This window comes from Metabacillus sp. 84, assembly GCF_050107715.1.
Lineage (GTDB): Bacteria > Bacillota > Bacilli > Bacillales > Bacillaceae > Metabacillus_B.
In genome coordinates this window covers 34,805-61,803 of record NZ_JBNILN010000017.1, presented here as the reverse complement: position 1 = coordinate 61,803, position 26,999 = coordinate 34,805, and the positions used below count along the sequence as shown (strand labels likewise).

Annotated in this window: 25 protein-coding genes, 1 pseudogene and 1 riboswitch; of the genes and pseudogenes, 19 read left to right on the top strand and 7 right to left on the bottom strand. The window is 43.9% G+C overall.

What is annotated here, in order from left to right:
- The 10 genes and pseudogenes from ACQCV8_RS18890 to ACQCV8_RS18845 form a co-directional block, all read left to right on the top strand.
- On the top strand, positions 1-185 hold a 185-nt coding region (locus ACQCV8_RS18890; RefSeq protein ID WP_426847013.1), incomplete at its 5' end, for a zinc ribbon domain-containing protein.
- A 169-nt stretch (positions 186-354) separates the two neighbouring features.
- A pseudogene (locus tag ACQCV8_RS18885) lies at positions 355-1,005 on the top strand (YwqG family protein); the annotation flags it as partial.
- 181 nt (positions 1,006-1,186) lie between these two features.
- Positions 1,187-2,077 carry an amidase domain-containing protein gene (locus ACQCV8_RS18880; protein ID WP_426847012.1) on the top strand — a complete coding sequence of 297 codons (891 nt, stop codon included), beginning with the start codon at positions 1,187-1,189 and terminating at the stop codon, positions 2,075-2,077.
- A 37-nt stretch (positions 2,078-2,114) separates the two neighbouring features.
- Complete coding sequence (gene trmL, locus ACQCV8_RS18875) at positions 2,115-2,597, top strand: tRNA (uridine(34)/cytosine(34)/5-carboxymethylaminomethyluridine(34)-2'-O)-methyltransferase TrmL (RefSeq protein ID WP_426847011.1); 483 nt, start codon at positions 2,115-2,117, stop codon at positions 2,595-2,597.
- A 342-nt stretch (positions 2,598-2,939) separates the two neighbouring features.
- Entirely contained in the window at positions 2,940-4,835 is a 1,896-nt protein-coding gene (locus ACQCV8_RS18870) for a PrkA family serine protein kinase (protein ID WP_426847010.1), read from the top strand.
- Between the two features lie 617 nt (positions 4,836-5,452).
- The gene (locus ACQCV8_RS18865) at positions 5,453-5,620 is read left to right on the top strand and encodes a hypothetical protein (RefSeq protein ID WP_426847009.1); all 168 of its coding nucleotides are present in this window, start codon (positions 5,453-5,455) and stop codon (positions 5,618-5,620) included.
- Between the two features lie 291 nt (positions 5,621-5,911).
- Entirely contained in the window at positions 5,912-7,081 is a 1,170-nt protein-coding gene (gene yhbH / locus ACQCV8_RS18860; RefSeq protein ID WP_426847008.1) for a sporulation protein YhbH, read from the top strand.
- A 252-nt stretch (positions 7,082-7,333) separates the two neighbouring features.
- Complete coding sequence (locus ACQCV8_RS18855; RefSeq protein WP_426847007.1) at positions 7,334-8,299, top strand: sugar kinase; 966 nt, start codon at positions 7,334-7,336, stop codon at positions 8,297-8,299.
- Positions 8,300-8,372: 73 nt separating this feature from the next.
- Positions 8,373-9,011, top strand: coding sequence for a bifunctional 4-hydroxy-2-oxoglutarate aldolase/2-dehydro-3-deoxy-phosphogluconate aldolase (locus ACQCV8_RS18850; protein WP_426847006.1), 639 nt, complete (start codon positions 8,373-8,375; stop codon positions 9,009-9,011).
- 83 nt (positions 9,012-9,094) lie between these two features.
- Complete coding sequence (locus ACQCV8_RS18845; protein ID WP_426847005.1) at positions 9,095-10,102, top strand: LacI family DNA-binding transcriptional regulator; 1,008 nt, start codon at positions 9,095-9,097, stop codon at positions 10,100-10,102.
- A 462-nt stretch (positions 10,103-10,564) separates the two neighbouring features.
- On the opposite strand, the gene ACQCV8_RS18840 is transcribed toward ACQCV8_RS18845, so the two are convergent.
- A complete protein-coding gene (locus ACQCV8_RS18840; RefSeq protein WP_426847004.1) occupies positions 10,565-12,037 on the bottom strand; it encodes a methyl-accepting chemotaxis protein in 1,473 nt (490 codons plus the stop codon).
- 209 nt (positions 12,038-12,246) lie between these two features.
- Here ACQCV8_RS18840 and ACQCV8_RS18835 point away from each other — a divergent pair, with 209 nt between their 5' ends.
- The 3 genes from ACQCV8_RS18835 to ACQCV8_RS18825 are packed head-to-tail and all read left to right on the top strand — an operon-like array spanning position 12,247 to position 14,495.
- On the top strand, positions 12,247-13,035 hold the full coding sequence (locus tag ACQCV8_RS18835; protein WP_426847003.1) for a transporter substrate-binding domain-containing protein: 789 nt from the start codon (positions 12,247-12,249) through the stop codon (positions 13,033-13,035).
- Between the two features lie 32 nt (positions 13,036-13,067).
- The gene (locus ACQCV8_RS18830; RefSeq protein ID WP_426847002.1) at positions 13,068-13,733 is read left to right on the top strand and encodes an amino acid ABC transporter permease; all 666 of its coding nucleotides are present in this window, start codon (positions 13,068-13,070) and stop codon (positions 13,731-13,733) included.
- A 12-nt stretch (positions 13,734-13,745) separates the two neighbouring features.
- Entirely contained in the window at positions 13,746-14,495 is a 750-nt protein-coding gene (locus ACQCV8_RS18825; RefSeq protein WP_426847001.1) for an amino acid ABC transporter ATP-binding protein, read from the top strand.
- 477 nt (positions 14,496-14,972) lie between these two features.
- Here the strand turns inward: ACQCV8_RS18825 and ACQCV8_RS18820 are convergent, their stop codons facing one another.
- Positions 14,973-15,605 carry a ThuA domain-containing protein gene (locus ACQCV8_RS18820; protein WP_426847000.1) on the bottom strand — a complete coding sequence of 211 codons (633 nt, stop codon included), beginning with the start codon at positions 15,603-15,605 and terminating at the stop codon, positions 14,973-14,975.
- Between the two features lie 64 nt (positions 15,606-15,669).
- Entirely contained in the window at positions 15,670-16,092 is a 423-nt protein-coding gene (locus tag ACQCV8_RS18815; RefSeq protein ID WP_426846999.1) for a pyridoxamine 5'-phosphate oxidase family protein, read from the bottom strand.
- A gap of 204 nt (positions 16,093-16,296) precedes the next feature.
- On the opposite strand from ACQCV8_RS18815, the gene ACQCV8_RS18810 reads away from it, so the two are divergent.
- The 6 genes from ACQCV8_RS18810 to ACQCV8_RS18785 all read left to right on the top strand — a co-directional run bounded on the left by ACQCV8_RS18810 (position 16,297) and on the right by ACQCV8_RS18785 (position 22,652).
- Positions 16,297-16,923, top strand: coding sequence for an FMN-dependent NADH-azoreductase (locus ACQCV8_RS18810; protein ID WP_426846998.1), 627 nt, complete (start codon positions 16,297-16,299; stop codon positions 16,921-16,923).
- A gap of 784 nt (positions 16,924-17,707) precedes the next feature.
- Positions 17,708-18,172: a divergent PAP2 family protein gene (locus ACQCV8_RS18805; RefSeq protein WP_426846997.1), complete on the top strand. Its 465-nt coding sequence runs from the start codon at positions 17,708-17,710 to the stop codon at positions 18,170-18,172.
- 128 nt (positions 18,173-18,300) lie between these two features.
- Positions 18,301-18,630: a DUF3889 domain-containing protein gene (locus ACQCV8_RS18800; protein ID WP_426846996.1), complete on the top strand. Its 330-nt coding sequence runs from the start codon at positions 18,301-18,303 to the stop codon at positions 18,628-18,630.
- Between the two features lie 60 nt (positions 18,631-18,690).
- Entirely contained in the window at positions 18,691-19,359 is a 669-nt protein-coding gene (locus tag ACQCV8_RS18795; protein ID WP_426846995.1) for a GNAT family N-acetyltransferase, read from the top strand.
- 196 nt (positions 19,360-19,555) lie between these two features.
- Positions 19,556-19,660: riboswitch (SAM riboswitch) on the top strand.
- An 87-nt stretch (positions 19,661-19,747) separates the two neighbouring features.
- A complete protein-coding gene (locus ACQCV8_RS18790) occupies positions 19,748-21,091 on the top strand; it encodes a Na+/H+ antiporter NhaC family protein (protein ID WP_426846994.1) in 1,344 nt (447 codons plus the stop codon).
- A gap of 448 nt (positions 21,092-21,539) precedes the next feature.
- Entirely contained in the window at positions 21,540-22,652 is a 1,113-nt protein-coding gene (locus ACQCV8_RS18785) for an acyltransferase (RefSeq protein ID WP_426846993.1), read from the top strand.
- Positions 22,653-22,730: 78 nt separating this feature from the next.
- Here ACQCV8_RS18785 and ACQCV8_RS18780 read toward each other — a convergent pair whose 3' ends face one another.
- The 4 genes from ACQCV8_RS18780 to ACQCV8_RS18765 are packed head-to-tail and all read right to left on the bottom strand — an operon-like array spanning position 22,731 to position 26,663.
- Entirely contained in the window at positions 22,731-23,000 is a 270-nt protein-coding gene (locus ACQCV8_RS18780) for a hypothetical protein (RefSeq protein WP_426846992.1), read from the bottom strand.
- A complete protein-coding gene (locus ACQCV8_RS18775; protein WP_426846991.1) occupies positions 22,972-24,087 on the bottom strand; it encodes a GerAB/ArcD/ProY family transporter in 1,116 nt (371 codons plus the stop codon). Before ACQCV8_RS18775 ends, ACQCV8_RS18780 begins: the two co-directional genes overlap by 29 nt.
- Positions 24,088-24,099: 12 nt before the next feature.
- Positions 24,100-25,275, bottom strand: a complete 1,176-nt coding sequence (locus ACQCV8_RS18770; protein ID WP_426846990.1) for a Ger(x)C family spore germination protein — start codon at positions 25,273-25,275, stop codon at positions 24,100-24,102.
- On the bottom strand, positions 25,272-26,663 hold the full coding sequence (locus ACQCV8_RS18765) for a spore germination protein (protein ID WP_426846989.1): 1,392 nt from the start codon (positions 26,661-26,663) through the stop codon (positions 25,272-25,274). Before ACQCV8_RS18765 ends, ACQCV8_RS18770 begins: the two co-directional genes overlap by 4 nt.
- Positions 26,664-26,999: the final 336 nt, after the last annotated feature.

Here is a 26,999-nt window from a genome sequence, read left to right as displayed (position 1 = left end):
GTATTAAAGTTGAATATGTGAATCCCGCCTACTCGAGTCAAACTTGTCCGAAATGTTCAAAAAAAAATAAAGCCATAGACAGGAAATATAAGTGTCAGTGCGGATTCGAAAAACATAGAGATGTAGTTGGTGCAATGAATATTCGCTATGCACCTGTGGTTGGCGGTCATAGTCAACCAGCCTAAGATGCTAAATGCACTGTCTTAGGAGGGGCAATGAGATGCCCCTGTTTTGAAGGCTGTTCAAAACAGAAATGGACTGCGAACGTTTAGTCATTCAAGAATCCCACCCGTCACACCGTAAGGTAGGGCTTGCGGCTTTAGCCGTGGGAGTCTCAATCAAAGTAAATTCGGTGGTTTCCCTTATCTTCCCAAAAACGTTGAACATCCTGCAGATGAAAATGGACAGCCACTGAAACTAATATCACAAATCAATTTCAGCGAAGTCCCCAGGCTTGAAGACTTCCCGGAGCGCGGCATCCTCCAATTCTATCTCTCTTCAAATGATGACGTATACGGCTTAGACTTTGATTATCCTGCAAGCCAAAAAAACTTTAGAATTCTTTATCATGAAGAAATCCTTGATGCTGAAAAGATCGTAACGGATTTTTCCTATTTACATAGCAGCGGAGAGGAAGATTTTCCTATAGAGGGAGAAGCGGTCCTTTCCTTTGAAAAGTCGGCAGAAACGATCTCCTCCTGTGATTTTCGGTTTGAAAAAGCAGAAATCGATTTGGAGGAAGAACCTGAAATTGAAGAAGTTCTTTGGGAAGCCTTATCCGGCCAGGGGCACAAACTGGGCGGGTATCCGTTTTTTACCCAATATGATCCGAGAGATGAGACAGAAGGCTTTGAAAATCACCTGATTACCCTGATTCAGATTGATACAGATGATCGAATTGATCTAATGTGGGGAGATGCTGGTGTAGCGAATTTCTTCATTTCGAAGAATGATTTGGTAAATAAAAACTTTAAAAACATCCTTTATAACTGGGATTGCCATTAACAGGCGCCATTTACGGCTGACGGGGATCAATCGGTAAGGCCTTAAATGTTTTGACTCTTTTAGTACACCAGGTTTATCGTTCAAGTCAGGTGCTCCTTTCATTTGAAATACTGAAAATTACGGCTACCGCAGGCTTTCCATTCATATTCTAGAAAAGAAGAATGGAAGGCGGGGGATCGGAATGGAAGAACTGCTAAGAACGGCTGCAGAAGGCCGGCTGGATTATATAGTAAATGGAAAGGCGAGGCACTTTCCATATTTGCAGGATCTTGAAAAGCAGTCACTTGAAAGGAAAGCGGCGGAACTGATTGAACGGAAAACGATGGCTGTCAAAGGGAGTTCAAGGATTAAAGTAACCGGTATTGAGGAGCAGCGCGATCTTCAGCACGTTCATTATCTTCTTCATGAGCGATGGCTCATTCAAAATGATGATTCCTTCTATATGGAAGAAAAAATAGGACGCCGCTTCGCCTTGATGACAGACAAAGAAGTGTTAGAGGACCAGGAAGTAAGCCGCCCATCAGAAACTGACGATGCACCCCTATCGAATACAGAACCGTCAGAAAGAAAAGGCTTCATGTATGACCGGATGGCGGCGGTTCAATATGCGGAGCGCTGGTGGAACAGCCATAATAATCGATATAAAAATTTCGAGGTAAATTGCACAAACTTTGTTTCCCAATGTCTTCATAGCGGCGGAGCCCAGATGAGAGGGTATCCCGGCAAAGGGACTGGCTGGTGGATGCAGAATAACGCATGGAGCTACAGCTGGGCGGTTGCCCATTCGATGAATTTGTTTTTGCCGCGTTCAAAAGCAGGGCTCCGTGCAGTAAAGGCCGGCTCCGCCGAAGAGCTTCGTCCGGGAGATGTGGTTTGCTATGATTTCCAAGGGGACGGCCGTTTTGATCACACAACGTTCGTCGTCGCTAAAGATAAAAACAATATGCCCCTTGTGAATGCCCAGACCTCAAACAGCCGGATGAGGTACTGGTCGTACAAGGATTCAACTGCCTATACACCGAATATCCGCTATTCGTTTTACCGGATACAGGACGATTCTGAGAAAAGCTAAAGCGTGGTATAATGATTGGGATTGAAATTTAATAGAGGTGACCATTTTGGGATTACACGTAGTATTGTATCAGCCAGAGATTCCTGCCAATACAGGGAATATTGCCCGTACATGTGCAGCAACGAATACAGTCCTTCATTTGATCCGCCCGCTCGGATTTTCAACGGATGATAAAATGCTGAAACGCGCCGGTCTGGATTACTGGGAGCATGTAAATGTGCGCTATCATGATTCACTGGAAGAGTTGTTTGATGAGTATGCTGCAGGAGAATTTTTCTTTTTAACGAAGCACGGCAAGCAGGCTCATACCGTATTTGATTACTCTAATCTGCAGAAAGATTATTTCTTTGTTTTTGGTAAGGAAACAACAGGACTGCCAAGAGATCTTATCGATGAAAACATGGATCGGTGCCTGCGGCTTCCAATGACGGAGCATGTCCGTTCCCTCAACCTTTCCAATACAGCAGCCATCCTGGTTTACGAAGCACTGCGTCAGCAGAATTACCTTGATCTAACATGAAGAAAACGGCCTTCCTGGTGAAGGCCGTTTTTTTATTTGCGGATTTTCGGTTTATCGTTATATCCTGCTGTAAAAATGGAGACGAGGAACGTAATGCAGACACCTAGCATAAGTGCGGTCTTCATAAAAGCCCTCCTAAAGGTAGTAGTCCAAGCGGATACTTTCAATTATACGGCATTATGTAAGCGCTGTGAATTGTATTCGCTGTCTTTTTCTCCCTTTTTCATAAATTTCAGTCATATCGATTGCTTGGCACACAATCAGAAAAACAAGAATGATAAGCCTCCTTTCTTCATAAAGTTTAATAATCTCTATGAAGCACCAAAGATGAAGGAGGTCCTTATGGATATCTTAAAGAAGATCGAAAGGTACAGAGAAGATGAAGAGCGTTTAAAATGGGAAGGAACCTTCGTAGAATATTTGGAGATATTGAAAACCCGTCCATACGTTGCCCAATCTGCTCACTCTCGGGTTTATAATATGATCAAAGACTTTGGAATTGAAGAAGTGAATGGCGTTAAAACGTACAAATTTTTTGATCAGCAGCTTTTCGGTCTTGAGGAAGCACTTGAAAGACTTGTAGAAGAGTATTTTCATCCGGCTGCAAAACGCCTGGATGTAAGGAAGAGAATTCTCCTGCTGATGGGTCCTGTGAGCGGCGGGAAATCCACCCTAGTCACGATGCTCAAGAGAGGGCTTGAAAAGTACTCCCATACAGATAACGGCTCGGTTTTTGCCATAAAAGGCTGCCCGATGCATGAGGATGCCCTGCATTTAATCCCGCATCATTTGCGGCAGGATTTTTATGAGGAATACGGAATCCGGATTGAAGGAAACCTTTCTCCGCTTAATATGATGAGACTTCAGGAGGAATATGGCGGACGGATTGAAGATGTTGTTGTGGAACGTATCTTTTTCTCGGAAGATAAGCGGGTAGGAATTGGCACGTTCAGTCCATCCGATCCGAAATCCCAGGATATTGCAGATTTAACGGGAAGCATTGATTTCTCGACCATTGCCGAATACGGCTCTGAATCGGACCCGCGCGCCTACCGCTTCGATGGAGAGCTTAATAAAGCAAACCGCGGCATGATGGAATTCCAGGAGATGCTGAAGTGTGATGAGAAATTCTTATGGCACTTGCTGTCCCTGACGCAGGAAGGGAATTTTAAGGCAGGACGGTTTGCGTTAATCAGCGCTGACGAGCTAATCGTAGCGCATACGAATGAAACGGAATACCGATCCTTTATTTCCAACAAAAAAAATGAAGCTCTTCACTCAAGAATCATCGTTATACCGATTCCGTATAACCTGAGAGTGACAGAGGAAGAGCGGATCTACGATAAAATGATCAGCGAAAGTGACGTAAACGATGTCCATATTGCGCCGCACACTCTGAAAGTAGCTGCGATGTTCTCTATTCTGACAAGGCTGAAGGAAGCAAAACGCGGGGACATCGATTTAGTGAAAAAGATGAGACTGTATGATGGGGAAAGCGTGGAAGGCTACAATTCAGTAGATCTGGAAGACCTGAAAAAAGAATACCAGGATGAGGGAATGAGCGGCATTGATCCCCGTTACGTGATCAACCGGATATCCTCAACCATCATCCGGAAGGAGAATCCGTCGATCAATGCTCTCGATGTTCTCCGCTCATTAAAGGAAGGGCTTGACCAGCATCCTTCCATCTCACAGGAAGACCGGGAGCGTTACCTGAACTTCATTTCCGTCGCCCGTAAAGAGTATGACGACATTGCGAAAAAAGAAGTACAAAAAGCGTTTGTGTATTCTTATGAAGAGTCTGCAAAAACCCTCATGGAAAACTATTTGGATAACGTTGAAGCATACTGCAACAAGAATAAGCTGCGTGACCCGCTCACTGGTGAAGAAATGAATCCGGACGACAAATTAATGCGTTCGATCGAGGAGCAGATCGGCATTTCTGAAAATGCGAAAAAAGCATTCCGCGAAGAAATCCTGATCCGTATCTCCGCTTATGCACGCAAAGGAAAACGCTTTGATTACAATTCCCACGAAAGACTGCGCGAAGCAATTCAGAAAAAGCTGTTTGCGGATCTGAAGGACGTTGTTAAAATTACGACCTCATCCAAGACTCCGGATGAGCAGCAGCTGAAGAAGGTTAACGAAGTCGTCAAGCGTTTGATTGACGAGCATGGCTACAATTCTACCTCTGCGAACGAACTGCTCAGGTATGTAGGGAGTCTGCTGAACAGATAAAGAACGCGAGCCGGGGAAACCCGGCTTTTTTGAGTTGGGCGGATAGAGAAGGTCCGGGATTGGTTATTTTTGTGCCTCCGTCCCCGTCGCGGGAAAGCGCCTGGGTTGGTTATGCATGCCTCCGTCCCCGTCGCGGGAAAGCGCCGGGGTTGGTTATGCATGCCTCCGTCCCCCGTTGCGGGAAAGCACCGGGGGCTGGAGGCAGATGTCCCTTTTCCCTTCTCTCCCAATGCTTATGATGATTGGGGGACGGAGGGAAGCCAGTAGACATAATTGGGGTCGGAGGCAGCCTCCGTCCCCTTTTTTTCGCAATATCAGGGACAGAGCAAAGACTGTTACGCCCCTTGTGCTGCAAGGTTCCGTTCAGGAAGGGGACGGAGGTTTAATGCTTTAGCAGGGCGGGGGACGGAGGCAAGGCTTGTAACCACAGCATTACCAAGCGACAGGCGAGGCGGCGCTAACCGGCAGCAGGGGACCAGCAAAATTGGATTAGATCCTATTTTGCGTATATAAGCTGCTGATTCATCCAGGCAAAACAATCCTCAGCAGCAGCCATCTGTTTTAACTGCTGCCTAACCGGGTAAACACTTTATATACTCATCCGAGGAGTGATACTCATGGATCAAAAGAATCCTAATAAATCAAAAGAGAGTTCTAGTGTCCGCGATATGGACGATCTGGTGGAACAATCTAAAATCATGGAGCATATGAAAACGAATCAGGAAGTGAAAAAATCCGGCAAGACACCGGATCCGGATCAGCATAAAGAAGAAAAGGAAAAATAATATGTAGAAACCCTTGCTTTGGGAAGCAAGGGTTTTTTTGATGAGAAAAACTTTCTTGTGGATAAAATCTGCCCATATGATTGCCAAATACCCTTGTCTAATCATTCTGCAAGGGATGCCCAATTTTCATAATTGTTTGTCAATTATCCATATCCATCGCATAGGATAGAGTAATCTCAAAATTTCAGCCAACGGGTAGAATTACATTCACCGCCATCATATGCAGCAGATCAATCATCGGTGAAGAAAGCCAGAAAGTTTTTTTAAAAAAGTTTGGAGGGGAAGGGGAATATGTCAAAAGGAGACGCTAGCAACTTTGTCATTTCAAATGAAGATTGGTCCCTCCACCGCAAAGGCTATGACGACCAGCAGAGGCATCAGGAAAAGGTTCAGGAAGCCATTAAGAAAAATTTGTCTGACCTGATTACAGAGGAAAGCATCATTATGTCAAATGGTAAAAACGTAGTGAAAATTCCAATTCGCTCACTCGATGAATATAAGATTCGATACAATTATGATAAAAACAAACATGTAGGCCAGGGTGACGGCGATAGCCAGGTGGGAGACGTAGTTGCAAGGGATGGATCACAGCAGGGACAGGGGCCTGGAAAGGGACAGGGAGCAGGAGATCAGGCAGGGGAAGATTATTATGAGGCGGAAGTTTCGTTAATGGAGCTCCAGGAAGCTCTGTTTAAAGAGCTTGAACTGCCAAATCTTAAACGCAAGGAAATGGCAGACAGCATTGTTGAAAATATTGAATTTAATGATATCCGGAAAACTGGCCTTATGGGAAATATAGATAAAAAGCGTACAATGATGTCTGCATATAAGCGAAATGCCATGAAAGGAAAGGCGCAATTTTACCCGATTTATCCGGAGGATTTGAAATTCAAAACGTGGAATGAAGTAATCAAGCCTGAATCGAAGGCCGTAGTGCTTGCGATGATGGACACAAGCGGAAGTATGGGCCTATGGGAAAAGTATATGACCAGGAGCTTTTTCTTCTGGATGACAAGGTTTCTAAGGACAAAATACGAGCACGTGGAAATTGAATTCATTGCCCACCACACCGAAGCAAAAGTTGTTTCAGAGGAAGAATTTTTCAATAAAGGAGAAAGCGGCGGAACGATTTGTTCATCGGTCTATAGGAAAGCTCTGGAGATCATCGATGAAAAATACCAGCCTTCACGCTACAATATCTATCCTTTTCATTTTTCAGACGGCGACAACCTTACTTCTGATAATGCCAGGTGCGTCAAGCTTGTAGGTGATCTCATGAAGGTGTCCAATATGTTCGGTTACGGAGAGGTTAACCAGTATAACCGTCATTCAACGCTGATGTCCGCATACAAAAATATCACCAATGAACATTTCCGCTATTATATCCTCAAGCAAAAAGCCGATGTCTTCCATGCAATGAAGAGTTTTTTCAGAAAAGAAGCAGCTGAGATGAGCAGCTGAACAGGTGCCCTGCGCGGCGTGCGCAAGGGCTTTTTTGATTTTTACAATGTACAGATGCTGTTAAATCCATAGGGTAGATAAATAGTCTGAGAAGTACATTGTAAAAGCGCTTACAACATAGTAAGCTAAGTTTATACCTATTTACTAAACCGATTTAGTACGGGGTTAGTGTTTATGTGTTTTTCCTTTAGGTGCAAACGGGAGAAACGTTTCGGTTCCGAAATATCATGATGAAAAAGGGGAGTGGATTGGATGAAAGCATTGGATGTTGTCACGTTCGGAGAAGCGATGGCCATGTTTATAGCCGATGAGGCGGGACCGCTAAGTGATGCAGAGCATTTCACACGATCACTAGCCGGTGCCGAAACGAATACTGCGATAGGAATTGCCAGACTTGGCTTCAAGAGCGGATGGGCAAGCAAGATCGGGCAGGATTCATTTGGTGAATTTATTATGAAGCGGCTGGAAAAGGAAGGGGTAAATACAGAGTGCGTCCTTAAAGATTCACGGTATGCAACAGGCTTCCTGATTAAATCAAAGGCAGTAGAAGGGGATCCTGAGGTTCAATACTTCCGCAAAGGATCAGCTGCAAGCACTATGTCGCCTGATGAGGCGAACAGCGGATATTTCCTGGCAGCCCGTCATCTTCATTTAACCGGAATTCCCTTAGCCTTGTCTGCGAGTGTAAAAGCATTCTCCCATCAAGTGCTGACCCTGATGAAGGAAGCGGGCAAAACGGTTTCGTTTGATCCGAATGTAAGGCTTGCACTTTGGGGCTCTAGAGAAGAAATGGTCAAAGAAATCAATCTGGCAGCCTTCCAGGCAGATTTTGTTCTCCCGGGTGAAGAGGAAGGATTCATACTAACCGGATCCCGCGACCCTGAGTCAATCGCTGATTTTTATCTGGAGCAGGGAGTTAAAGGAGTTGCAGTCAAGCTTGGACCTGAGGGAGCCTTTTTCAAATCGGCTGAAGGGAAGGGGCTGGTCAGCGGATACAAGGTTGAGAACGTGATGGATACGGTAGGCGCTGGAGATGGTTTTGCCGCGGGTTTTGTAAGTGGTATTTTGGAAGGGCTTCCAATGGCGGAGTGTGTCAAAAGGGGAAATGCGATTGGTGCAATGGCGGTGCAATCAATCGGTGATAGTGACGGCTATCCATCAAGGGAGCAGCTCGTTCAATATATGAATTCTCATGTAAGGGAAGCAGATAGAGTATGAAAAGGCAGCGTAACAGCTATAGGCAGTTGCCCAAATGCAATCCATGTTTAATTCGAAAACAGGAGGAAGAAGAATGAGGAAAAATACCATTCAGCAAAGCGGTGTCGTTGCCGTGATCCGGGGAGCAAATCCTGAAACAATCATTCCGATTGCACGGGCTCTCAAAGAAGGTGGTGTAACAGCCCTGGAAATTACAATGGAAAATCCAAAAGCAATTAAGGTGATTGAGCGCCTGAAAGGAGAGTTCCAGGATGAGGTCCTGGTAGGAGCGGGCACTGTACTCGACCCGGAATCAGCAAGAACAGCCATTATGGCAGGAGCGAAATTCATTTTTTCTCCGACTATTAATCCCGAAACAATCCGGATGGCGAAACGGTATGGGGTCATCAGTGTTCCCGGTGCAATGACGCCGACTGAAATACTCGCGGCCTATGAAGCAGGAGCAGACCTGGTGAAGGTCTTCCCTGCCAATGTGCTTGGTCCGGACTATTTGAAGGCTGTAGCTGGACCGCTGCCTCATATTCCGCTCATGCCTACAGGCGGAATCGGGCTCGATAATGCAGAAGCTTTTATGAGAGCAGGAGCAGCGGCAGTGGGTGCAGGCAGTACTCTCGCAGATGGGAGAATGGAGGCTGATGCCCAAAGCTTAATTCAGCTTACAGACCGTGCACGTATGTTTTCTGAGATCGTACAGGGGTTTCAAGTAAGGTAGCAGATATGTCCTTTTGTTAGTTGGATATCAACAGGTTCTCCAGTAATATAGAGAAGGAATCTAGAGACAAGAGGGCGGATGACATGAATCGTGTAACGATGGCAGATGTAGCGAAGGCTGCAGGGATCAGCAAAAGTACAGTCTCACAATTTCTAAATGGGCGATATGAGTACATGAGCCGGGAAACGAAGGACCGAATCAAGGCTGCGATTGATGAGCTTGGCTATCATCCCAATTACATTGCAAGAAGCCTGAAACAAAAACGGACCTCACTGATCGGGATTGTAGCAGCCAACATTGTGCATACCGTTTCAACTGAAATGAGCAGGGCCATTGAAGATTATTTTCATGAAAAAGACATTCAGGTCATTTTCTGCAACTCCTATGATGATCAGGAAAAGGAGAAAAAATACATCAATAACTTGAGAGCAAGACAGGTGGATGGACTGGTCATATTCCCAGCAGAGAAAAATACGGAACTTTATAAAAGATTGGAAGATGAAAATTATCCGGTTGTTTTCGCTGATCGAAAAATAGCTGAAATTCAGGTAAATACAGTGGTGGTGGATAACCGCGATGCGCTGGACCGGGCAGTACATCATTTAATAGCCGAAGGTCACAGCAAGCTTGCCATCCTTACCCCTCCACTAACCATTTACCCGCGCCGGGAACGGATAGAGGGATTTAAAGAAGCAGTGAGAAAGCACGGAGGCAAAGTTTATGATCATCTCGTTCGGTCAACGGAAATCAGAGCGATGGTTACAGAACTTGAAAGTATGTTTGCTGAAGGGAATGGTCCAACTGCATTAATAGCCGGAAACGATTTGACCTATTTTGAAATCATGAAATTTGCCCGCAAGCATCAAATCCGAATAGGGAAAGATTTAGCTCTCGTAGTGTTTGATAACATTGAATTGGCGGCCTTTTCTGAACCATCTCTTACCATTATTAAGCAGCCCGCTTATGAAATGGGGCTGATGGCCGGAGAGCTCCTTTATGAGCAAATCAGCGGCCGCTCAGCAAAAATAGGTACGTATGTGTTTCCGGCTGAAATGATCGTTCGGGGGTCTTCTGTCCTTAAGGAAGAATAAGAGGTTTGCACGCTAAAAAGTGCCTAGCATCCGTTACTTGGTCTGAGCACTCTTAACGCATAGTATTTTCATCTCTATTCAAAAAAGACGATTTTAATAAAACTATAGAGGATAATTCCTGCAAGAATCCCTGCAGCCCACATTAAATTCTTTTTCATTGGGTAAGGCCTCCAATTGTTCCGTTTCGCATTTACAAGCTTGTTAGGGAAACATTATTTAATATTTTTCCAGTTCTTTTACACGTGCCTGTTGATTCCTGCAGCCGTCGCTTACCCAGGGGAAGGCAGTGAGTCTCCCCCCGGCTTGGACATTGCGGGATCTCACCTGTCCCGCTTCCCCTGCAGAAGTCTCCCGGTCAATTCTTTCGTACTCCGAATGTATGCTCCAAGCTCATTCTTCCCGCTGTTTTCTCTCAGGCAGTTCCTTCGAATGTATCATTATTATGCAGCTCGGACAAGCACATTATGAGGCGGAAATCATACTTTTTGCTTTTACAGCTGTATCATCCATTAATTCAGCTATCAATATATTATCGTTATTCAGCGTTTCTACCGTTGCCGTCATTTCTTCCAAACTTGCAGTGGATTGCTCAATGACAGCGGCGAGTTCACTGGTTGAAATTTCCACTAAACCGGATTTTCCTTTTACCTGATTTGCAAGTTCCTTTAGGGACTGGACTTGACCGCTCAGATGTTCAAATACTTCAGCTGTTTGCTGAAAGGAATCTGCAGCCATTTCTGCTGATTGCTGTCCTTTTCTAATAAATTTACTGCTTTGGCCGAGTTTGCTTAAAGCATCGGAATTGTTTTGGTTGAGCTTATTCAGATTTTGGTGAATGTGATCGGTGGTTTGGCTGCTCATGTCAGCTAACTTCCTTATTTCCTCAGCAACTACGGCAAATCCTTTTCCGGCTTCCCCTGCTCTTGCCGCTTCAATCGAAGCGTTCAGCGCCAGCAGGTTGGTCTGGTCTGTAATTCCTTTAATCGTGCCCGTAAAGCTATTTGTTTCTTTGATGGTGTTGGAGAGGGTTTCAAAGGTCTGATTTAAGCTTTTAAGAATATTACCCAATTCATTCATGTCTTTATGCAGTCCATTCATGTGAACCCGGCTTTCATCTACTACTTGACCTGCTTTCATTGACCGCCCCTCGAGGCCGGTTGATACGGTAAATAAATGTTCCATTGATTCCACGGTATGATTGGCATTCTCAGCAATTCCCCCTATTTGCTCAGCTTGAGAAAGGCTGCCCGAAGCCACTTCATTGATTACAATCTTCATCTCTTCCTGAGAAATGCGGTTGGCCTGTATCCGTTGGTTCACCTTCGTGATATCACCAATCATACTTTTTACCTTCTGCTCAAGCTCAGTCTTTTGTTTAGCCTGCTCGAATGATCTGCTTTCGGTTTCGGTCATGAGGACGCTAATCTGTATTGAAAGCCTTGCAGCTAAGTAAATCAGGACTCCAAGAATAATGCCGGATAAAATATACCCAAGAGCTGAGGTTGTAATGAGTGACTGCGTTTCCGGCGTCAGAGGGATGTTTAGAGCGTTTAGCAGAAAAGTTATTAAGCCCAGAGAGTATCCGACCGCAAACACCACTTGATTAAAATGAATAGCTGAAATCAAGCTTAGCACAAACAGCACGGGAATTAACTCAATCGTAGCTCCGATAATAAAGATCGAGGAACATGTGAATCCGGATATAAGCAGGACAGCCAGGATAGGGTAAAGTGCCGGTTTTCTAAAAACAAATAATACAAGAACAAACAAGACAGAAAATGAAACCATCTCTGTCATATAAAACAGGGCTTTGTCACCGTGCCCGTAGCTGAAGGTTTTAAAGAAAGCGGTTCCAATTGATAGTAAAAATGTAACAAACAATAGCACGTTTTTCTTCATTAAGTCTTTTTGCTGAACTTGTTCTACAGCTTTCATCTTCTTCCCTGCTTTCACTGGTATATTGAATCTTTTGAGAGGAAACGTTTATCTCTCTCTTTTTTATCGGTAAAAGCCAATAAATGATTAGAAAAAAAGAGAAATTTTCCAGTAAAATCGTCAGAAAAGATTAAATTATTCTAAAAATGGGTATGTACTACCATTGGGTCATACTCAAAATAAATATAGAAGGGAGCCATGGTATTCGAATGAAGAAAGTATCGATTTGGCTGATGGCCGTCATGATGATGGCAGCATTGCTTACAGGCTGCGCCGAAAAAGATAAAGGCGAAGATGGCCTTGAGCTTGTAAATGAAGGAGAATTTATCTTCGCTGCTTCCGGTGAATTTAAACCGTTCAGCTATGTCCGGGATGACATGACAATGACCGGTTTTGATGTGGAAGTTGGGAAGGCGATTGCAAAGGAGCTTGGGCTAAAGCCTGTTCCGAAAAGAATAAAGTTTAAAGGGATTGTAGAAGGAGTTAAAACAGGAAGGGCAGATGTGGCAGTAGCCAGCCACACCATTAATGAACAGCGCGCAAAGTATGTCCGGTTTTCTACACCCTATTACTACTCGGGTCCCCAGATTTTCACGAGGGAAGATAGTGATATAAAAACAACAGAGGATCTGGAAGGGAAAGAAGTTGCTGCTGCAAAGGGTTCTACATACGCTAGCATAGCGAAGAAATATACAGGAAATGTAAAAATTTATGATAGTGACATAACTGCTTTAAAGGCACTGAGTGGAGGCAGGCATGATGCTGTAATCACGGATTTCGTAACTGGCCGCAGCGCTGCTAAAGAAGGATTCGAAATTACAGGCCAGGAGCTGATTGAACGGAGTGCCCAGGCGGTTGTTATTCCCGAAAACAATCCGCTCATGGAAGAAAAGGTGAATGAAGCTCTGGAAAATTTGCGCAAGGATGGAACACTTGCCAAAATCAGCATGGAGTTTTTTGGGGATGACATTACAAAAGAACCTGCAGGAGAGGAATAAAAATTAACTGATAAAGAGAGGGAGTCGGATCATTGCCTAGTTTTTCGCACTTTTTTCAAGTATTCGGAGAAAGCTATGATGTTTTTTTAAAAGCCATGCTGCTCACCCTGCAGCTAACGGTAGTCTCCATTCTTATTGGGATTGTCATCGGGTTGTTTTTTGCCTTACTTAAAATATCCGGTGTTAAGCCGCTCGGGTTTATATCAGATGCCTATATTTATTTAGTACGCGGAACACCATTAATCGTTCAGATTTTCATTTTATATTTCGGGATAAGCGGAATCTTTTTGCTTCCAGATTTCTGGGCCGCTTCGCTTGCGCTTGCCTTCCACAATGGTGCCTATATCGCTGAAATATTCAGAGGAACCATTCAATCGATTGACAAGGGGCAAATGGAAGCGGGACGGTCACTTGGGATGACCAAAGCTGTAGCGATGCGCCGCATCGTCCTACCGCAGGCATTCAGACGTGCATTGCCTCCGCTTGGCAATCAGTTCATTATCGGACTGAAGGATTCCTCACTCGCGGCCTTTATTTCAATGAACGAATTATTTAACGTTGCGACAACGCTCGGATCCAATAATTTTGATGAAATGACATACTTGCTGATTGTTGCAGTTTATTACTTAATCCTGGTGGCCATATTAACATTTATCGTCAATAGAATTGAGAAAAAACTGGCTGTCAGTGACCGGTAGGGGGAGGAAGCTATGCAATCAACGGAAAGAGAAATGATTAAGGTAGAGAAGCTGAACAAGTCCTTCGGAGATCTGCATGTATTAAAGGACATTGATATGACGGTTTATGAAAGTGAAGTCGTATGCCTGATCGGCGCCAGCGGATCAGGGAAAAGTACACTTCTCCGCTGTCTGAACTTCCTGGAAAAGAGAGACAGCGGCAAAGTCATTCTCGAAGGCGAGGAAGTAAAAAAAGAATCGCACAACATCAATGAGGTACGGCAAAAGGTAGGGATGGTCTTCCAGCATTTTCACCTTTTTCCTCATAAAACGGTGTTAGGAAATGTCATTGAGGCCCCGCTAACGGTGAAGAAAATGAACAAGGAAAAAGCTGTTCAAATCGGTAAGGACCTCCTGAAAAAAGTAGGTCTTGAAGACAAAGCAGACGTATATCCGAGTAAGCTTTCCGGAGGGCAAAAGCAGCGGGTAGCGATAGCAAGAGCGCTTGCGATGGAACCGGACATCATGCTGTTTGACGAACCAACCTCCGCGCTGGATCCTGAACTCGTGGGAGAAGTGCTTGAAACGATGAAGCAGCTCGCTGAGGAAGGAAAAACGATGATCGTCGTCACCCATGAAATGGGCTTCGCACGCGAGGTCGCCGATTCCATCATTTATATGCATGAAGGACGCATCGTCGAGAGAGGAACGCCGGATGAATTCTTTGACAATCCGAAGGAAGAGCGTTCGAAAGAGTTTTTGATGTCCACTTCTTTTACCTAATGGCTAAGTGAAAGGAAGCTGCTGATTGATTACCATTTGCAGGGTTTACTGTCAGTAAATGAAAGAAGCGGAAATGAGCAGCAAGTTTACCATAGAAAAAGTAACAGAAAAAAGTTTGGGGAAAAAGCCTCAAGCTTTTTTTTGTCTGTTTTGCTTGGTCAATTAACGATTTGAAAAGGCTCTTTCCTTAGAGATTGCAGTTTTCCAATACAAATGCAAATGAATGAGAAAGAGACCCCTGTTTAAAGGAACGGGCCAGGTGAGACCTCAAGATGCATTGCGCCGCCTGAAGTTGCTATAAGGTAACGGCGATTGAAAAAGAAATGATTACATGTAAAGAATTAATAAAAGCATAAGCATGAGCAAAGAAAGCGGTAATGAAGAGCAACCTTGTGTTGCAATTATTCTTGCAGGTAAAGTGCCAGTCCGATGCTGCACTGCAGCGGGTAAGCATCGGACTGGCACCTCCTAACGTTCTCATCTGGCAGCCCAGCGTATTCCCCGGATTGTTAGCTCCATCACCTCAGGTATTTCAAGCTCCCTTGGATAATGTCCGATGGAGTGATAAAAAATACGGCCCTTCCCCCAGGAACGCTTCCAGGCAACGGGCATTGCATTTCCTTTAAGCCAAGGAAAATTGCCCCCGTTTACAATAGTATGGGCAATGACTTCATTATTGGGATCCGTCAGCATGTAATATTGCTCAGAACAGACAGAGAAGCTTGAAAGTCCTTCAGTAAGGGGGTCTGCATTTGAAACCAGCACCTCATACTCAAGGAAATTCCCCGGATGTCCGACAAACAGACCTCCTATCATCATTTTAAAAAGGAGACTGTTATTGAATGAGCCGGTTAGGCCATGCCATGAGACAAGACCCAAGCCTTTCTCCACGGCATCCATTAAATTGGACTCCATATTACCTTGTAATTCACCTTGAGTCCATAAAGGAATGATGATATCAAATTCATGAAGGCGGCTGGACTCTAAAATAGTCAAATCTGATGAAAGCTCCGTTTCAAAGCCAGCCAGCAGATGTTCAGCTGAGAATCGGGCCATACTTTCCGGCGAATGCCACTCGGGTCCGCCGTAAAGTATCAGCGCTTTTTTCAAATCAAAAACCTCCATAACAAAATGGGCGGACAATCAACTCGGATTGTCCGCCCATTTTAGTGAGTTATACTTCCAGTGTATGAGGCGGCTCGCCTTTTTTATTCATCAGTCTTATTTGATCCGGTACAATTTTTAAAATGATGTAATTCTCATCGTTTGGTCCGTCAAACCACATCTTCATATTGTCATCCCATAAACGCTGTTTAAGCTCCTCTGATTTTTCAATTGAAGCTGTGCCTTCCACTTCTACAAACGTATCACCGAAACCTTCGCCGTCATAACCAAGAAGAATGTGGACGTTAGGGTTCTCGTCAATCTCTTCAACCTTATGTGTTTCTATATCCGTCGGGGTATAAAGTGTCAAATTTTCATTGAAAAACGTCATATAACGGGAATGCGGCTTGCGATTCTTTACCGTTGCAAGTGTCCCGATTTTATTTTGGTCAATAATCTTCACAATCTGCTCTCTTAATTGCTGCTGATCCATGTTCATTCATCCTTTCCATTCAATAGCTTAGTTAGGATTTACCCTTAATAGGTGCTTTTTAAAACTTTTAGATAGGCATTTGACTCTCTCTTTGAACGAAAATTTAAGCGGAATGCAAACAAGTTGACATAATGGTACACGTGATTTAAAATAAATCTCGAAGTTGAGATATTTTATTAAAGACTATTTTAAGGAGAGATCATAATGGCAAACATTCTATATGTAAAAGCAAATCCAAAAGGCGACGAAATGTCTTTTTCCGCACGGGTGGCCAATGCATTTTTTGATGCATACAACAGTCAGAATCCTGGAGATCAAGTAGAAACCCTCGATCTATATAACACAGACCTTCCTTTAATCGATGCAGAAGTGCTCGGGGGATGGGGAAAACTTGCGTCCGGTAACGAACTGACTGATACGGAAAAGGCCAAAATTGACCGTCTTTCCCAGCTGGTTGATCAATTTCTGGAGGCAGATAAAGTCGTATTCGCTGCACCAATGTGGAATTTCGGATTCCCTCCATTGATGAAAGCTTATATTGATGCCATTGCTGTAGCAGGAAAAACATTCAAATATACAGAAAATGGACCGGTCGGTCTTTCCGGAGATAAAAAAGTTGTTCTGATCGAAGCTCGCGGAGGCGTATATTCTGAAGGACCTGCTGCATCCATGGAGCATACGGAAAGCTATTTCCGCGCTGTAATGAGCTTCCTTGGCATCAATGACGTTGAAGTGATCCTTGCTGAAGGAATGGCAGCCGATCCATCAGCTGCAGATCAAATCTTCAATCAATCAGTTGAAAATGCAAAGGAAGCTGCAAGAAGCTTCTAATTAAAGCGGTCAGCAGGAAAATGAGAGTTACACGTAGCACCATACTTCCTGAAGAGATTAATGCAACTGGAAAAGTGCTCAGAGTTTGCTCTGAGCACTTTTTGCTCTGTTTCCGGCAGCTAATGAACGACGTTCCTTCAGATCGATCGGAAAGTTTGCCAGCGAGATGCAAAATCCGAGCATTTTGAACCTTATTGAGTGCATAGCTCGGCCCTTGGTTTGTTATATATGGTCCGAACGTGTTCGCGCTTTACTGAGTTGAGAAATCCGCCCTTGGGTTGTCATATATATGCATATATGGTCCGTATTTTGATTTTATTGTCCGTACTTAAAGATTTAATGTCCGTATTCTGATTTTATTGTCCATACTTCCAGTTTTATTGTCCGTACTTTTCATATAAAGACTTTTCGACAAAATCCGAGCGTGTTTGTGCTGTACTGAGTGCAGAAATCCGCCGTTGGGTTCTCATACATACTCATATATGGTCCGTATTTTGATTTTATTGTCCGTACTTGAGATTTAATGTCCGTATTCTGATTTTATTGTCCATACTTCCAGTTTTATTGTCCGTACTTTTCATATAAAGACTTTTCGACAAAATCCGAGCGTGTTTGTGCTGTACTGAGTGCAGAAATCCGCCCTTGGTTTCTCATACATACTCATATATGGTCCGTATAATCCCAGCGTGATTTTATAAACTGCCAAAGTAGGGTATGTACCAACTGAAAACGTGTATAGTCCCGTTGGAACAGTCCAAAACTAATCTCACGAGAGGTGAAGGAATTGATAAGAAACCGAGGAATTTTGACAGCTTTAGCAGGAATAGGGATTGCACAGGGACTTAAGATTTTTGGTCATAAACGGCTGACAGGCAAGTGGGATTGGCGTCCTATGTTCCAGACAGGCGGCATGCCTAGTTCACACTCTGCAGGTGTGGCGTCATTGGCTACATATGTGGCTGCCAAAAATGGGAGTACATCGGTTGAAACAGCATTGGCCGTCGTATTCGGAATCATCGTTATGTATGATGCGCAGGGAATTCGCCGTCATACTGGAGAGATTGCCAAGCTTGTTAATGATATTGATGCGGATATCGAATTGCTCTCCGGACATTTCCCAGGTCTGGGCCATGTGAAACAGAAGGAAGAGCTGAATGAACTTTTGGGACATCAGCCGGAAGAGGTGGCCTATGGAGCACTTCTCGGGATTGTAATTGGACTGATTAGTGCAAAAACGGACTCTGATTAAAAATTGGCTAATTCAGTTAGATCAGACCTGGAAGGATCAAATTGAAATTGGATAAAAAAGGCGTGCCGGGTGCACGTCTTTTTTTTACGCCTTTGCGTAACCCTAAAAGAAAAAAGGATGTGTCTATTATGAAAAAATGGTTGTCTGTTTTGTTTGCCGCACTGATGCTGTCTGCCGGTGCTGAACCTCAGGAAGTTTATGCAAGGGAACATCAGCAGGAGCCTGCTTATGCTAAATGGTCGCGCATTGCCATTCAGGAGGCAAAAAAGAAATACCCGGACGCTAAGCTCCTGGATTATTTATATATAGGACGTGAAGATTCAGGAAGGACCGCCAAAGAGAAATTCAAACTATGGGTGCGCAGGGACAGCCGGGAGTTTGGATTATTCGTCACCGTGGAGTTCGAGAAAGACACACAGAAAGTAAAAGCGGTCACATTCACTGAATCCGACCGGTAAACACAGGTTTTCCCTCCTGCTGATCGCGGTATAAATAAGTAACTATGGGGGGGAAAGCAAATGTATAAAAAAGAATTTTACGTTTTTGATGATCAAGGTCCGAAGTCTGCTGTTATCCGCAACTATCATGAGTCTGACTTTGATGGATTGATCCGGATTCAGAGGGAGAGCTTTCCTCCTCCTTTTCCAAGCGAGCTCCTGTGGAGCAAAGAGCAGCTTCAAAGCCACATCCGCTTGTTTCAGGAAGGAGCTCTATGCATTGAAGTGGATGGAGTGCTCGCAGGATCCCTGACGAGCCTTTTAGTTGATTATGACGAGAAAGGTCCGGACCATACGTGGGATGATATGACGGACCGGGGTTATATCGGCAGCCATGTTTCAGAGGGCAGAACGCTGTATGTTGTGGATATAGGGGTAAGACCTCAATACCGGAAGGCAGGGCTTGGGAGCTGGCTTATGTTTTCTGCCTATGAATTGGTTGTACATAAAAAGCTTGATCGTTTGCTCGGAGGCGGAAGAATGCCGGGCTACTATAAAAAGTCAGATGAACTGAAACCTGAAGAGTATTTAGAGGGTGTTGTAAACGGGGAGTTAAAGGATCCGGTCCTTACCTTTTTGCTCAGGTGCGGCCGCACCCCTTTGAAGGTCATGGGGAACTATTTAGAGGATGAAGAATCATGCCATTATGCTGCATTGATGGAATGGAAGAATCCTTTTGCTGGAAAGTAAATAGCAATTATTGCTGTTTTCTATTCATCTTTTTTAACATATATCCTTGCTGTTGCTGCAGCAGGCTTGGTAAGGCTTTCATGAATGACAGCATGTAAATATTTTTTTAAGAAAATAAAATTATGGTTTGACATTTTTTTGTGCAGCCCTTAAGGTAGTAAAAGATTGTTTATGAAATGCCCATAAATTTACGAACTTCTTATCACGAGAGGCGGAGGGACTGGCCCTGCGATGCCTCGGCAGCGGACTTTTTTAAGAGTGCTGTGCCAAATCCAGCAAGCAAATGCTTGAAAGATGAGAAGAGTGTCCTGATTATTGTGTATTAAGGCCTCTTCTTAAGGATAAGAAGGGGTCTTTTTTATGAACAGAATTGATGCGAGGTGGGAAAATGAACGTGAATCGTGAAGTAAAAGCAAATCCGCTGGCGCTGCTGCCGCTGCTGATTTTTATCGCCCTTTTTATTACGGCAGGTGTGATCACCGGGGACTTTTATAAACTGCCGATGGTTGTATCCATTTTGGTCGCAGTAGCCGCAGCGCTGTTTATGAATAGAAAAGAAACGCTGAATTCGAAGGTTGAGCGCTTTGCAAAGGGTGCCGGCCATCCGGATATTATGATTATGGTCTTTATTTACATCCTGGCAGGTGCTTTTTCGGAATCGGCCAAAGCTATGGGAGCAGTTGAATCGACAGTAAACCTGGCTCTGACCTACTTTCCACAGAGCTTTCTTGTAGCAGGATTGTTCATTATTGCAGCGTTTGTTTCCCTTTCAATGGGAACATCAATGGGGACGATCGCAGCTCTTGGCCCTATAGCAGCAGGAATCAGCGGGGAAACTGAAATCCCTGTAGCACTTGCTGTGGCTGCCGTTATCGGAGGAGCAATGTTCGGAGATAATCTCTCCTTCATATCCGACACTACGATTGCGGCGGTCAGAACCCAGAAGACAGAAATGCTGGATAAGTTCAAAACGAATTTCTTTATTGTTTTGCCGGCAGCAGTCGTCACAGCGATCATTTTGATTGTGATCTCTGCAGGAATGGATTCCACAGTGGAAACGAAGGAATTCAATTTCATTAAAATGCTCCCATACCTTGGAGTATTGATTGGAGCTCTGGCAGGACTGAACGTTGTTGCCGTGCTTGGGGGGGGAATAGTATTGACCGCGATCATCGGACTCTCCGATGGCAGCTTCAATATCCTTTCTTTTTCCCAATCGCTAATGGACGGAGTATCAGGAATGGCTGAACTTATTATCCTCTCTGTTTTGATTGGCGGAATGGTTGAGCTGATCAAGCACAATGGAGGAATTCAGTTTATTCTAAATGCCATGACGAAAAATATCCGATCAAAAAGAGGCGCAGAACTTGGAATTGCCGGTCTGGTGGGTGCAACAAATCTATCAACGGCAAATAATACCATTTCTATCATTACTGCAGGCCCGCTTGCCAAAAACATTGCGGATCAGTACGGGATTGATAACAGAAAATCTGCAAGTATTCTCGATATCTTTTCGTGCAGCGTACAGGGGCTGATTCCTTATGGGGCTCAGATGCTTGCGGGGGCTCAGCTTGTTAAAGCCTCACCGCTCAGCATCATCCCGTACACGTTCTACCCGATGCTGACACTTGTTTGCGGACTTCTGGCTATTGCGTTTGGCTTTCCGAAGCTGAAGCCTAAATCAAATAAGCAGGATTCCGATGCAGCTGATGTAAGAGAAAATTACAGTTGATTTTTCAGGGGCGATACGAGGCAGGAGTATCGCCCATTTTTTTGACAAAAATCAATTTGTGATGCAAAATAGGCTCGGGGACGAGAGGGAAAGTCAGGATGGAGAGCCTATAGAAATTTTTCAGCCAGTCATGGGTACCTTGTTCCGGACGACAGGTTTCGACAAAATGCGTGATTTTTTGTAAATATCTGTTCCTATAAAAATTTTTGATGATTTTTATCGCTGGAACAATTAATGACTAACACATCATTTTTAGTTTTTAAAAAAAGCTGATGACTTTGTGCTCATGCTTAATCAGGGATTGGTTGCGCTTACAGCCCCATCACTCCATCTTAAGACCTCTATGGGGTTCCCGTACGAAAGCATGCTTTTCAAATTTGTCTTACACACATAGACAGATATCGTTTAGAATGGGAAAGTACTAACTCAGTAAAGGAGCGATATGAGAATGTCAACTGAGGCTATTAAGAAAAGCGGCAAAGCTTATTTATTTGAAATCCATTTCCTTCGTGCCCTCGCTTGCCTGGGGGTGCTGGCAGTGCATGTATCTGCTACCTACTACGGCATGAATGGAGAAAAGTTTGATGCGTTTTCCCACTTTTTAAATCAGGTAGGACGATTTGGAACACCTATATTTGCAGTAATCAGCGGATTTTTGCTGTTTTTACAGGTGCGTAATAAAGGATTTCAATTTGGAAAATATATTAAGTCAAGATTTGCAAAGGTTATCATTCCGTTTATTTTATGGAGTGTAGCCTACCGCTATATGATGTATTTGTACACAGGCAAGGGCATTGCAGATCCAGCTACAGAAATCATTACGTTTTTGGAAGGCGAGTCCTTTTACCATCTCTATTTCATCTCTATTGTATTACAGTTTTATTTAATCTTTCCGCTGCTGGCAAAGCTTTTTAACTCTCAATCCTTGATAATTGTTTTTGCATTCGTATCTCTTATTATCAGTTATAACCTTTATGGAATACAGCCTCCGTTCGACGGGGCGCTTGGAGAGTTTATCGCAAGCAAAGCGTTTATGCCTGTCTGGATTTTCTACTTTGCTTTCGGAGGATTAATGGCCTATTACTGGGAAGGCATCCGCGATTTCGCAGTTAAAAGACCGATTACAATGCTGCTCGTTACAATTGCCGTTACTATTGGATGCGTCATTGAGTACAAAACAGTCGGCTACGTTTCAAACCGCAGATTAACCAATCTGGTAAACATCCCGCTGCTGTGTGTGTCCATTGTGGGCATGTACCCGCTGCTTTCAAAGTTTGCAGCAGTGCGGCAGCCGCTTGTACTCCTTGGGAAGTATTCAATGGGAATTTATTTGATTCATCCAATGATCCTGTATCTGCTTGCAAGACATCTGCCTGAACAGTACTGGAGCTTCGCTTATGTAGCACCAATGTTTATCGTTGTCACGGTCCTGTGTGCAGCAGCGATTAGACTTATTACGTTCCTGCCGCTTTCCACTTATCTTCTGCCTGTACCGAAGATTAAAAAATCAGGTTCCGGTAAGCACTCGAAAGCGCAAGATGGCGTAAAACAGCCAGCCTAAAAAAAGGATAAATCCTTAAGAAAAAGCTCAGTGCATTAAGCACTGGGCTTTTTCTCCGCTGTATTCGGCGGTCAATCTTCAAGATTTCTTTTTGTCCGACTTTACCGAGGTCACATAAAGATAGATGATAATGAGAATGAGGAAAATGGACATTGAGAAAAGATCGTTCATGGAGGACGTTTTCAACTCATGCGTAAACGTTTTCATGATCATGTTCCACGAATAGCCCTGATACAAATCAATACAGGCAATCCCGATAAAAAGGACGATTATGATCGTAAGTGAATAGGCTATCGTTTTCATTTCTGTTAATGCTCTTTTAAATTTCTTTATAATGGTCAACTGCATCACCTTTTTTCCTTTTTTTCAGCCAAAGAACGAAAAGCAGGACAGCTGGAATGATCATCTGAAAGGGAACGTGGAGAAAAAATGGAACAAAATTGAGACCTTCCTGGAAATGTTCATATTGAGTGTTGGCAACAGAGAGTGAGGCAAAGGTGATTCCGATTCCATAAATCAGGGCGGGAGGCACCGGGTTATTTGTGCCGGTTAACTCGACCGTACTTCTAAGTGCGGCATAGAAAAACATAAACACTTTCACAAAACCCACGATAATCATTAAAATGACAACGATGGAGTCTAGCCTCTGGATAAAGTCTGAAATGTTGATGAGAGAGACCGTGGCAAGAATCGGAAAGACAAAGTTTTTCGTCATTTCTGCTCCGAGGATGGAAACATGAAGCAGGGCAGTTGTGCACAGGACCAGTGTGGCCAAAAAAATTGAGGTCAGTGTTGTTTTGATCAGCTTCGCGCCTTCTTGAACAAGAGGATAAAACATCGTAAATACAATCATTTCCCCAAATGGGAAGGTCATGACTGTTGGAAACACCGTTTTTAAAAGAGGAAGCGGTCCATCCTGAAGTACGGGAAGCAGCTCGTTTACATCCACAATTCTGGAAATGACTTCAAAAGAGACAACAACTAAAAATGGGATTGTAATAGCAAAAAACAGGGGCTTTGAAACACCTGCAATCACTTGGACCCGTTTGATTGCAAAATACATGACTGCCAGCATCATAAAGCTGCTGATCACGATTAAAAACGTTTCATCATAGGCTGTAATGATAAGCAGCTCCCCAAAATCCCTCAGCACCCGGGTACAGATATAGAGAAAATAAAGAATGTAAAGGGAAGAAACGGCGATTCCAGCTTTTTTCCCGAGAAGCATGATCAGTATTCCGATAATTGTTTTTCGTCCTGAAAGCCTGGATAAATAAATATAGACAAGGAGATTCGGAATGCTGGCGGCAAACCCGATCAGCATGGCCAGCCATGCATCCTTCATAGCTTCTTTAGCGGGATCAAGAAGGATGGCACTGCCGATTTCAAATATAAAAATTAAATAAAACAGCTGCCTTGATGAAATTTTCCCCATAAGAATCCCTCTTTACATATGACTTTCGACTACTCCGCCCCTAAGCAATTCGGTTGACACCTGAACGCGAACTTCCGCATCTTCATACAGCTGTTTCCAACGATCTTTAACCTCCTTCCATTTCTTCGGTTCACGCTGGGCAAACTTCATTCCGAAGCCGAAAATATCTGATTGTTTATCCTGAGATGCTTGAACTGCCCGAAAGATACCATCTTTAAGCTCGGCTGTCATCAGATTCTCCAGCTTTCTGATCATTTTTTCCGTGAGCTGTTTTTCCTTCATGCACCCCAGGGAATAAAGCTCGCTTCTTGTGAAGATTTTTATATCAATATAAACTTTTCCTGCCTTTTCGCTTACCTTCAAATTTGATTTTGAATAGGGAAGCTCATACGATATATGTTCTCCATCGCAGGCTACATTAATAAATGTCCGGCGTGCCTGATTCTTAAGAATGAGCATCGCTTTTGTTTCTTCTGGACCAATCCAGTATTTCAGCTTTGAATCTTTTCCAAAAATAGCCGTATACCCGACGGCTGTAGAAAATGGTTCGCTTTGTTCAAGATTTTCCTGCTTTTTGAATACTTCTGGGTCTCCGCGGTTATAAATGCCTGGCATGACGGCATCCGAACCCTCAAAGCCGGTCATTTTCGCCCAGTCTACAATATTGACTTTCGTAACGGTTCCGTAGTTTTCAAGGTTGTTTTCCACTTTCCCTTGAGCGGATAAGGCAGGAACCTTCGTTAAAGGAGGAAGGGCGGATAGCACTTCAAGAGCGGTCTGGCCTTTGGCCGTAAAAAGCAGCAAGCTGCTCCGGATATCCGATCCGCGTTCCATATGTTCAATGATTTCATTTATTCCCCGTTTTGCGAGCTCTTCTCCTATGACGACGACAGACAAATGACTGTAAAAGGTTCTTCTGGATATTTTGGATACCGCCTCCTGAAAGGCTTCATTTACGGACGCTCCTTCACCGACCATGTTGATGACCGGGACAGCTTTTCCGCCGGGGGACATTCCCGCTCCGGTTGAAATTTCACTTGGGTCTACAAGCTGCAGGGTAACCTGGTATCCTTGATCTGCTGTATCTACCCCGATTCCGATAACAATCGAAAGATCGTTTAATTCCTGCTGGGTACCGCATGAGGCTAAAATGGGAAGCATGCAGAGAAGAATCATCCACTTTATCACGTTTTGCTGCCTCCCTTGCCGGCCTGCATTCCTTTTGACATATAAGGTGTTCCAAGCGTGGTTATCTGGTAAAGATGACCGGCAAACATAATAGCTGCCAGCATCAGTCCGTAATAGCCCAGGAAGTAAGTTACGAACATCAGGATGAATCGAACCATGCGTGCTGTGATGGCCAGGCTGTAATTTGGCAAAGTAAAGCTTGAAATGGCGGTAATTGAGACAACGATCACAACTGCTGTAGATACCAGTCCTGCCTGTACCGTTGTCTGTCCGATAACGAGCGCTCCTACAATAGAGATGGCTTGGCCAATTGCCCTTGGAAGCCTGACGCCTGCTTCGCGCAGAATTTCAAATGTTACTTCCATAATCAATACTTCAATCAGGGCCGGAAAAGGCACCCCTTCGCGCTGTGAGTACAAACTAATCAGTAAAGAAGTTGGAATAAGGGCCTGATGATGGGTAATCATTCCGATATATATGGAGGGTGCGAAAACAGACAGGAAAAAAGAAAGGTATCTAAGCAGTAAAATCAGCTTTCCTGCAGCGTTGGACTGATAGAGATCCTCTGGTGAGTAGAAATAGTGCTTAAAGCTTGTCGGGCACAATAAAACAAACGGTGTTCCGTCGATTAAAAGGGCGATTCTTCCGGCAATCAGACTGCTTACCACTTCATCCGGCCGTTCTGTATGATTTATTGTGGGGAAAAGAGTAACCTGGTGATCCTCAAGCACTCTTTCAATATAGCCGGATTCTAATACGAGCTTCGTTTCATTATCCTTCAATCGTTTTCTTATCAGCTTCAGTGTAGCCGGACTGGCTTTGCTTTCCAAATACATCAAATTGACCTTAGTAGCAGAAATTTCTCCGATTTTTAATTGCTCCAGTTTAAGGTCATGAGTTTTTAACCTTCGCCTGATCAGAGCTGTGTTGGTCCGGATTGTCTCATTGAAGCTCTCTTTAGGGCCGCGGATGACCATTTGAGAAGACGCTTCCTCTACCGGTCTGTGTTCTCCTCCAGATGTTTCGAGGTCGATAAATCCTTTGTAGCCATCAATAAGCAGGACGGTGTGACCCTCGAGTACAGCTTCCGCCGCCTCCATAGGGGAGGTTCCAATAGACAAATCGCTTGCCAGGACCCTTCGCGTAAGCTTTTTAAGGAAATCCTTTTTTAAAGGAATCTCGTTTGAATTCAGGATGGGCTGGAGAATTTTCTCTGTTACTTTCGTATCATCTGAAATCCCTTTTAAGCGGATAAGACAACCTTCGACTGCAGGCTGGGATGGAAGCAAAATAGGATGGAAGGACAAATCCTGCATGGGATGAAGGATCGCTGTTATAGCATGTTTATTTTCCTTAAGGCTCCCGTTGAATCCCTCTTTTAGATCCATTGCTTATCCCCCCTGTGCTGCCGAAGCTTCGATTTATTGTTTGTGAAATCGTTAAATTTATGTAACAAAGCCGGAAAAAGGGGTTTTGTATTAAAAGAATGTGTTACGATTGTATTAGATAATATTACTGAACATAGAAGACATCATTATTTTTCACAAACTTAGAAGGTTTTATTGAATGCTCCCAGAAATATATATAATCTTCATTCTTCCTTCAGTTGATCGACTTTCATCATGCCATCTCCGCTTTAATTAAATAACCTCTAAAAAGCAATTCCGGCTGCTGACTCCATCCAAGGGAGATAGAGCCTTTGCTTAGCCGCTGCGAGCCTTTCC

What these genes read in the sequence shown, in the direction of transcription:
- ACQCV8_RS18800 (WP_426846996.1), top strand. Translation starts at nt 18,301, where the DNA reads ATGAAAAAATGGTTGTCTGTTTTGTTTGCCGCACTGATGCTGTCTGCC.
- ACQCV8_RS18870 (WP_426847010.1), top strand. Translation starts at nt 2,940, where the DNA reads ATGGATATCTTAAAGAAGATCGAAAGGTACAGAGAAGATGAAGAGCGT.
- ACQCV8_RS18785 (WP_426846993.1), top strand. Translation starts at nt 21,540, where the DNA reads ATGTCAACTGAGGCTATTAAGAAAAGCGGCAAAGCTTATTTATTTGAA.
- ACQCV8_RS18815 (WP_426846999.1), bottom strand. Translation starts at nt 16,092, where the DNA reads ATGGATCAGCAGCAATTAAGAGAGCAGATTGTGAAGATTATTGACCAA.
- ACQCV8_RS18845 (WP_426847005.1), top strand. Translation starts at nt 9,095, where the DNA reads ATGAATCGTGTAACGATGGCAGATGTAGCGAAGGCTGCAGGGATCAGC.
- ACQCV8_RS18855 (WP_426847007.1), top strand. Translation starts at nt 7,334, where the DNA reads ATGAAAGCATTGGATGTTGTCACGTTCGGAGAAGCGATGGCCATGTTT.
- ACQCV8_RS18840 (WP_426847004.1), bottom strand. Translation starts at nt 12,037, where the DNA reads ATGAAAGCTGTAGAACAAGTTCAGCAAAAAGACTTAATGAAGAAAAAC.
- ACQCV8_RS18850 (WP_426847006.1), top strand. Translation starts at nt 8,373, where the DNA reads ATGAGGAAAAATACCATTCAGCAAAGCGGTGTCGTTGCCGTGATCCGG.
- ACQCV8_RS18795 (WP_426846995.1), top strand. Translation starts at nt 18,691, where the DNA reads ATGTATAAAAAAGAATTTTACGTTTTTGATGATCAAGGTCCGAAGTCT.
- ACQCV8_RS18825 (WP_426847001.1), top strand. Translation starts at nt 13,746, where the DNA reads ATGCAATCAACGGAAAGAGAAATGATTAAGGTAGAGAAGCTGAACAAG.
- ACQCV8_RS18810 (WP_426846998.1), top strand. Translation starts at nt 16,297, where the DNA reads ATGGCAAACATTCTATATGTAAAAGCAAATCCAAAAGGCGACGAAATG.
- ACQCV8_RS18775 (WP_426846991.1), bottom strand. Translation starts at nt 24,087, where the DNA reads ATGGGGAAAATTTCATCAAGGCAGCTGTTTTATTTAATTTTTATATTT.
- ACQCV8_RS18865 (WP_426847009.1), top strand. Translation starts at nt 5,453, where the DNA reads ATGGATCAAAAGAATCCTAATAAATCAAAAGAGAGTTCTAGTGTCCGC.
- ACQCV8_RS18835 (WP_426847003.1), top strand. Translation starts at nt 12,247, where the DNA reads ATGAAGAAAGTATCGATTTGGCTGATGGCCGTCATGATGATGGCAGCA.
- ACQCV8_RS18765 (WP_426846989.1), bottom strand. Translation starts at nt 26,663, where the DNA reads ATGGATCTAAAAGAGGGATTCAACGGGAGCCTTAAGGAAAATAAACAT.
- ACQCV8_RS18780 (WP_426846992.1), bottom strand. Translation starts at nt 23,000, where the DNA reads ATGCAGTTGACCATTATAAAGAAATTTAAAAGAGCATTAACAGAAATG.
- ACQCV8_RS18790 (WP_426846994.1), top strand. Translation starts at nt 19,748, where the DNA reads ATGAACGTGAATCGTGAAGTAAAAGCAAATCCGCTGGCGCTGCTGCCG.
- yhbH (WP_426847008.1), top strand. Translation starts at nt 5,912, where the DNA reads ATGTCAAAAGGAGACGCTAGCAACTTTGTCATTTCAAATGAAGATTGG.
- ACQCV8_RS18880 (WP_426847012.1), top strand. Translation starts at nt 1,187, where the DNA reads ATGGAAGAACTGCTAAGAACGGCTGCAGAAGGCCGGCTGGATTATATA.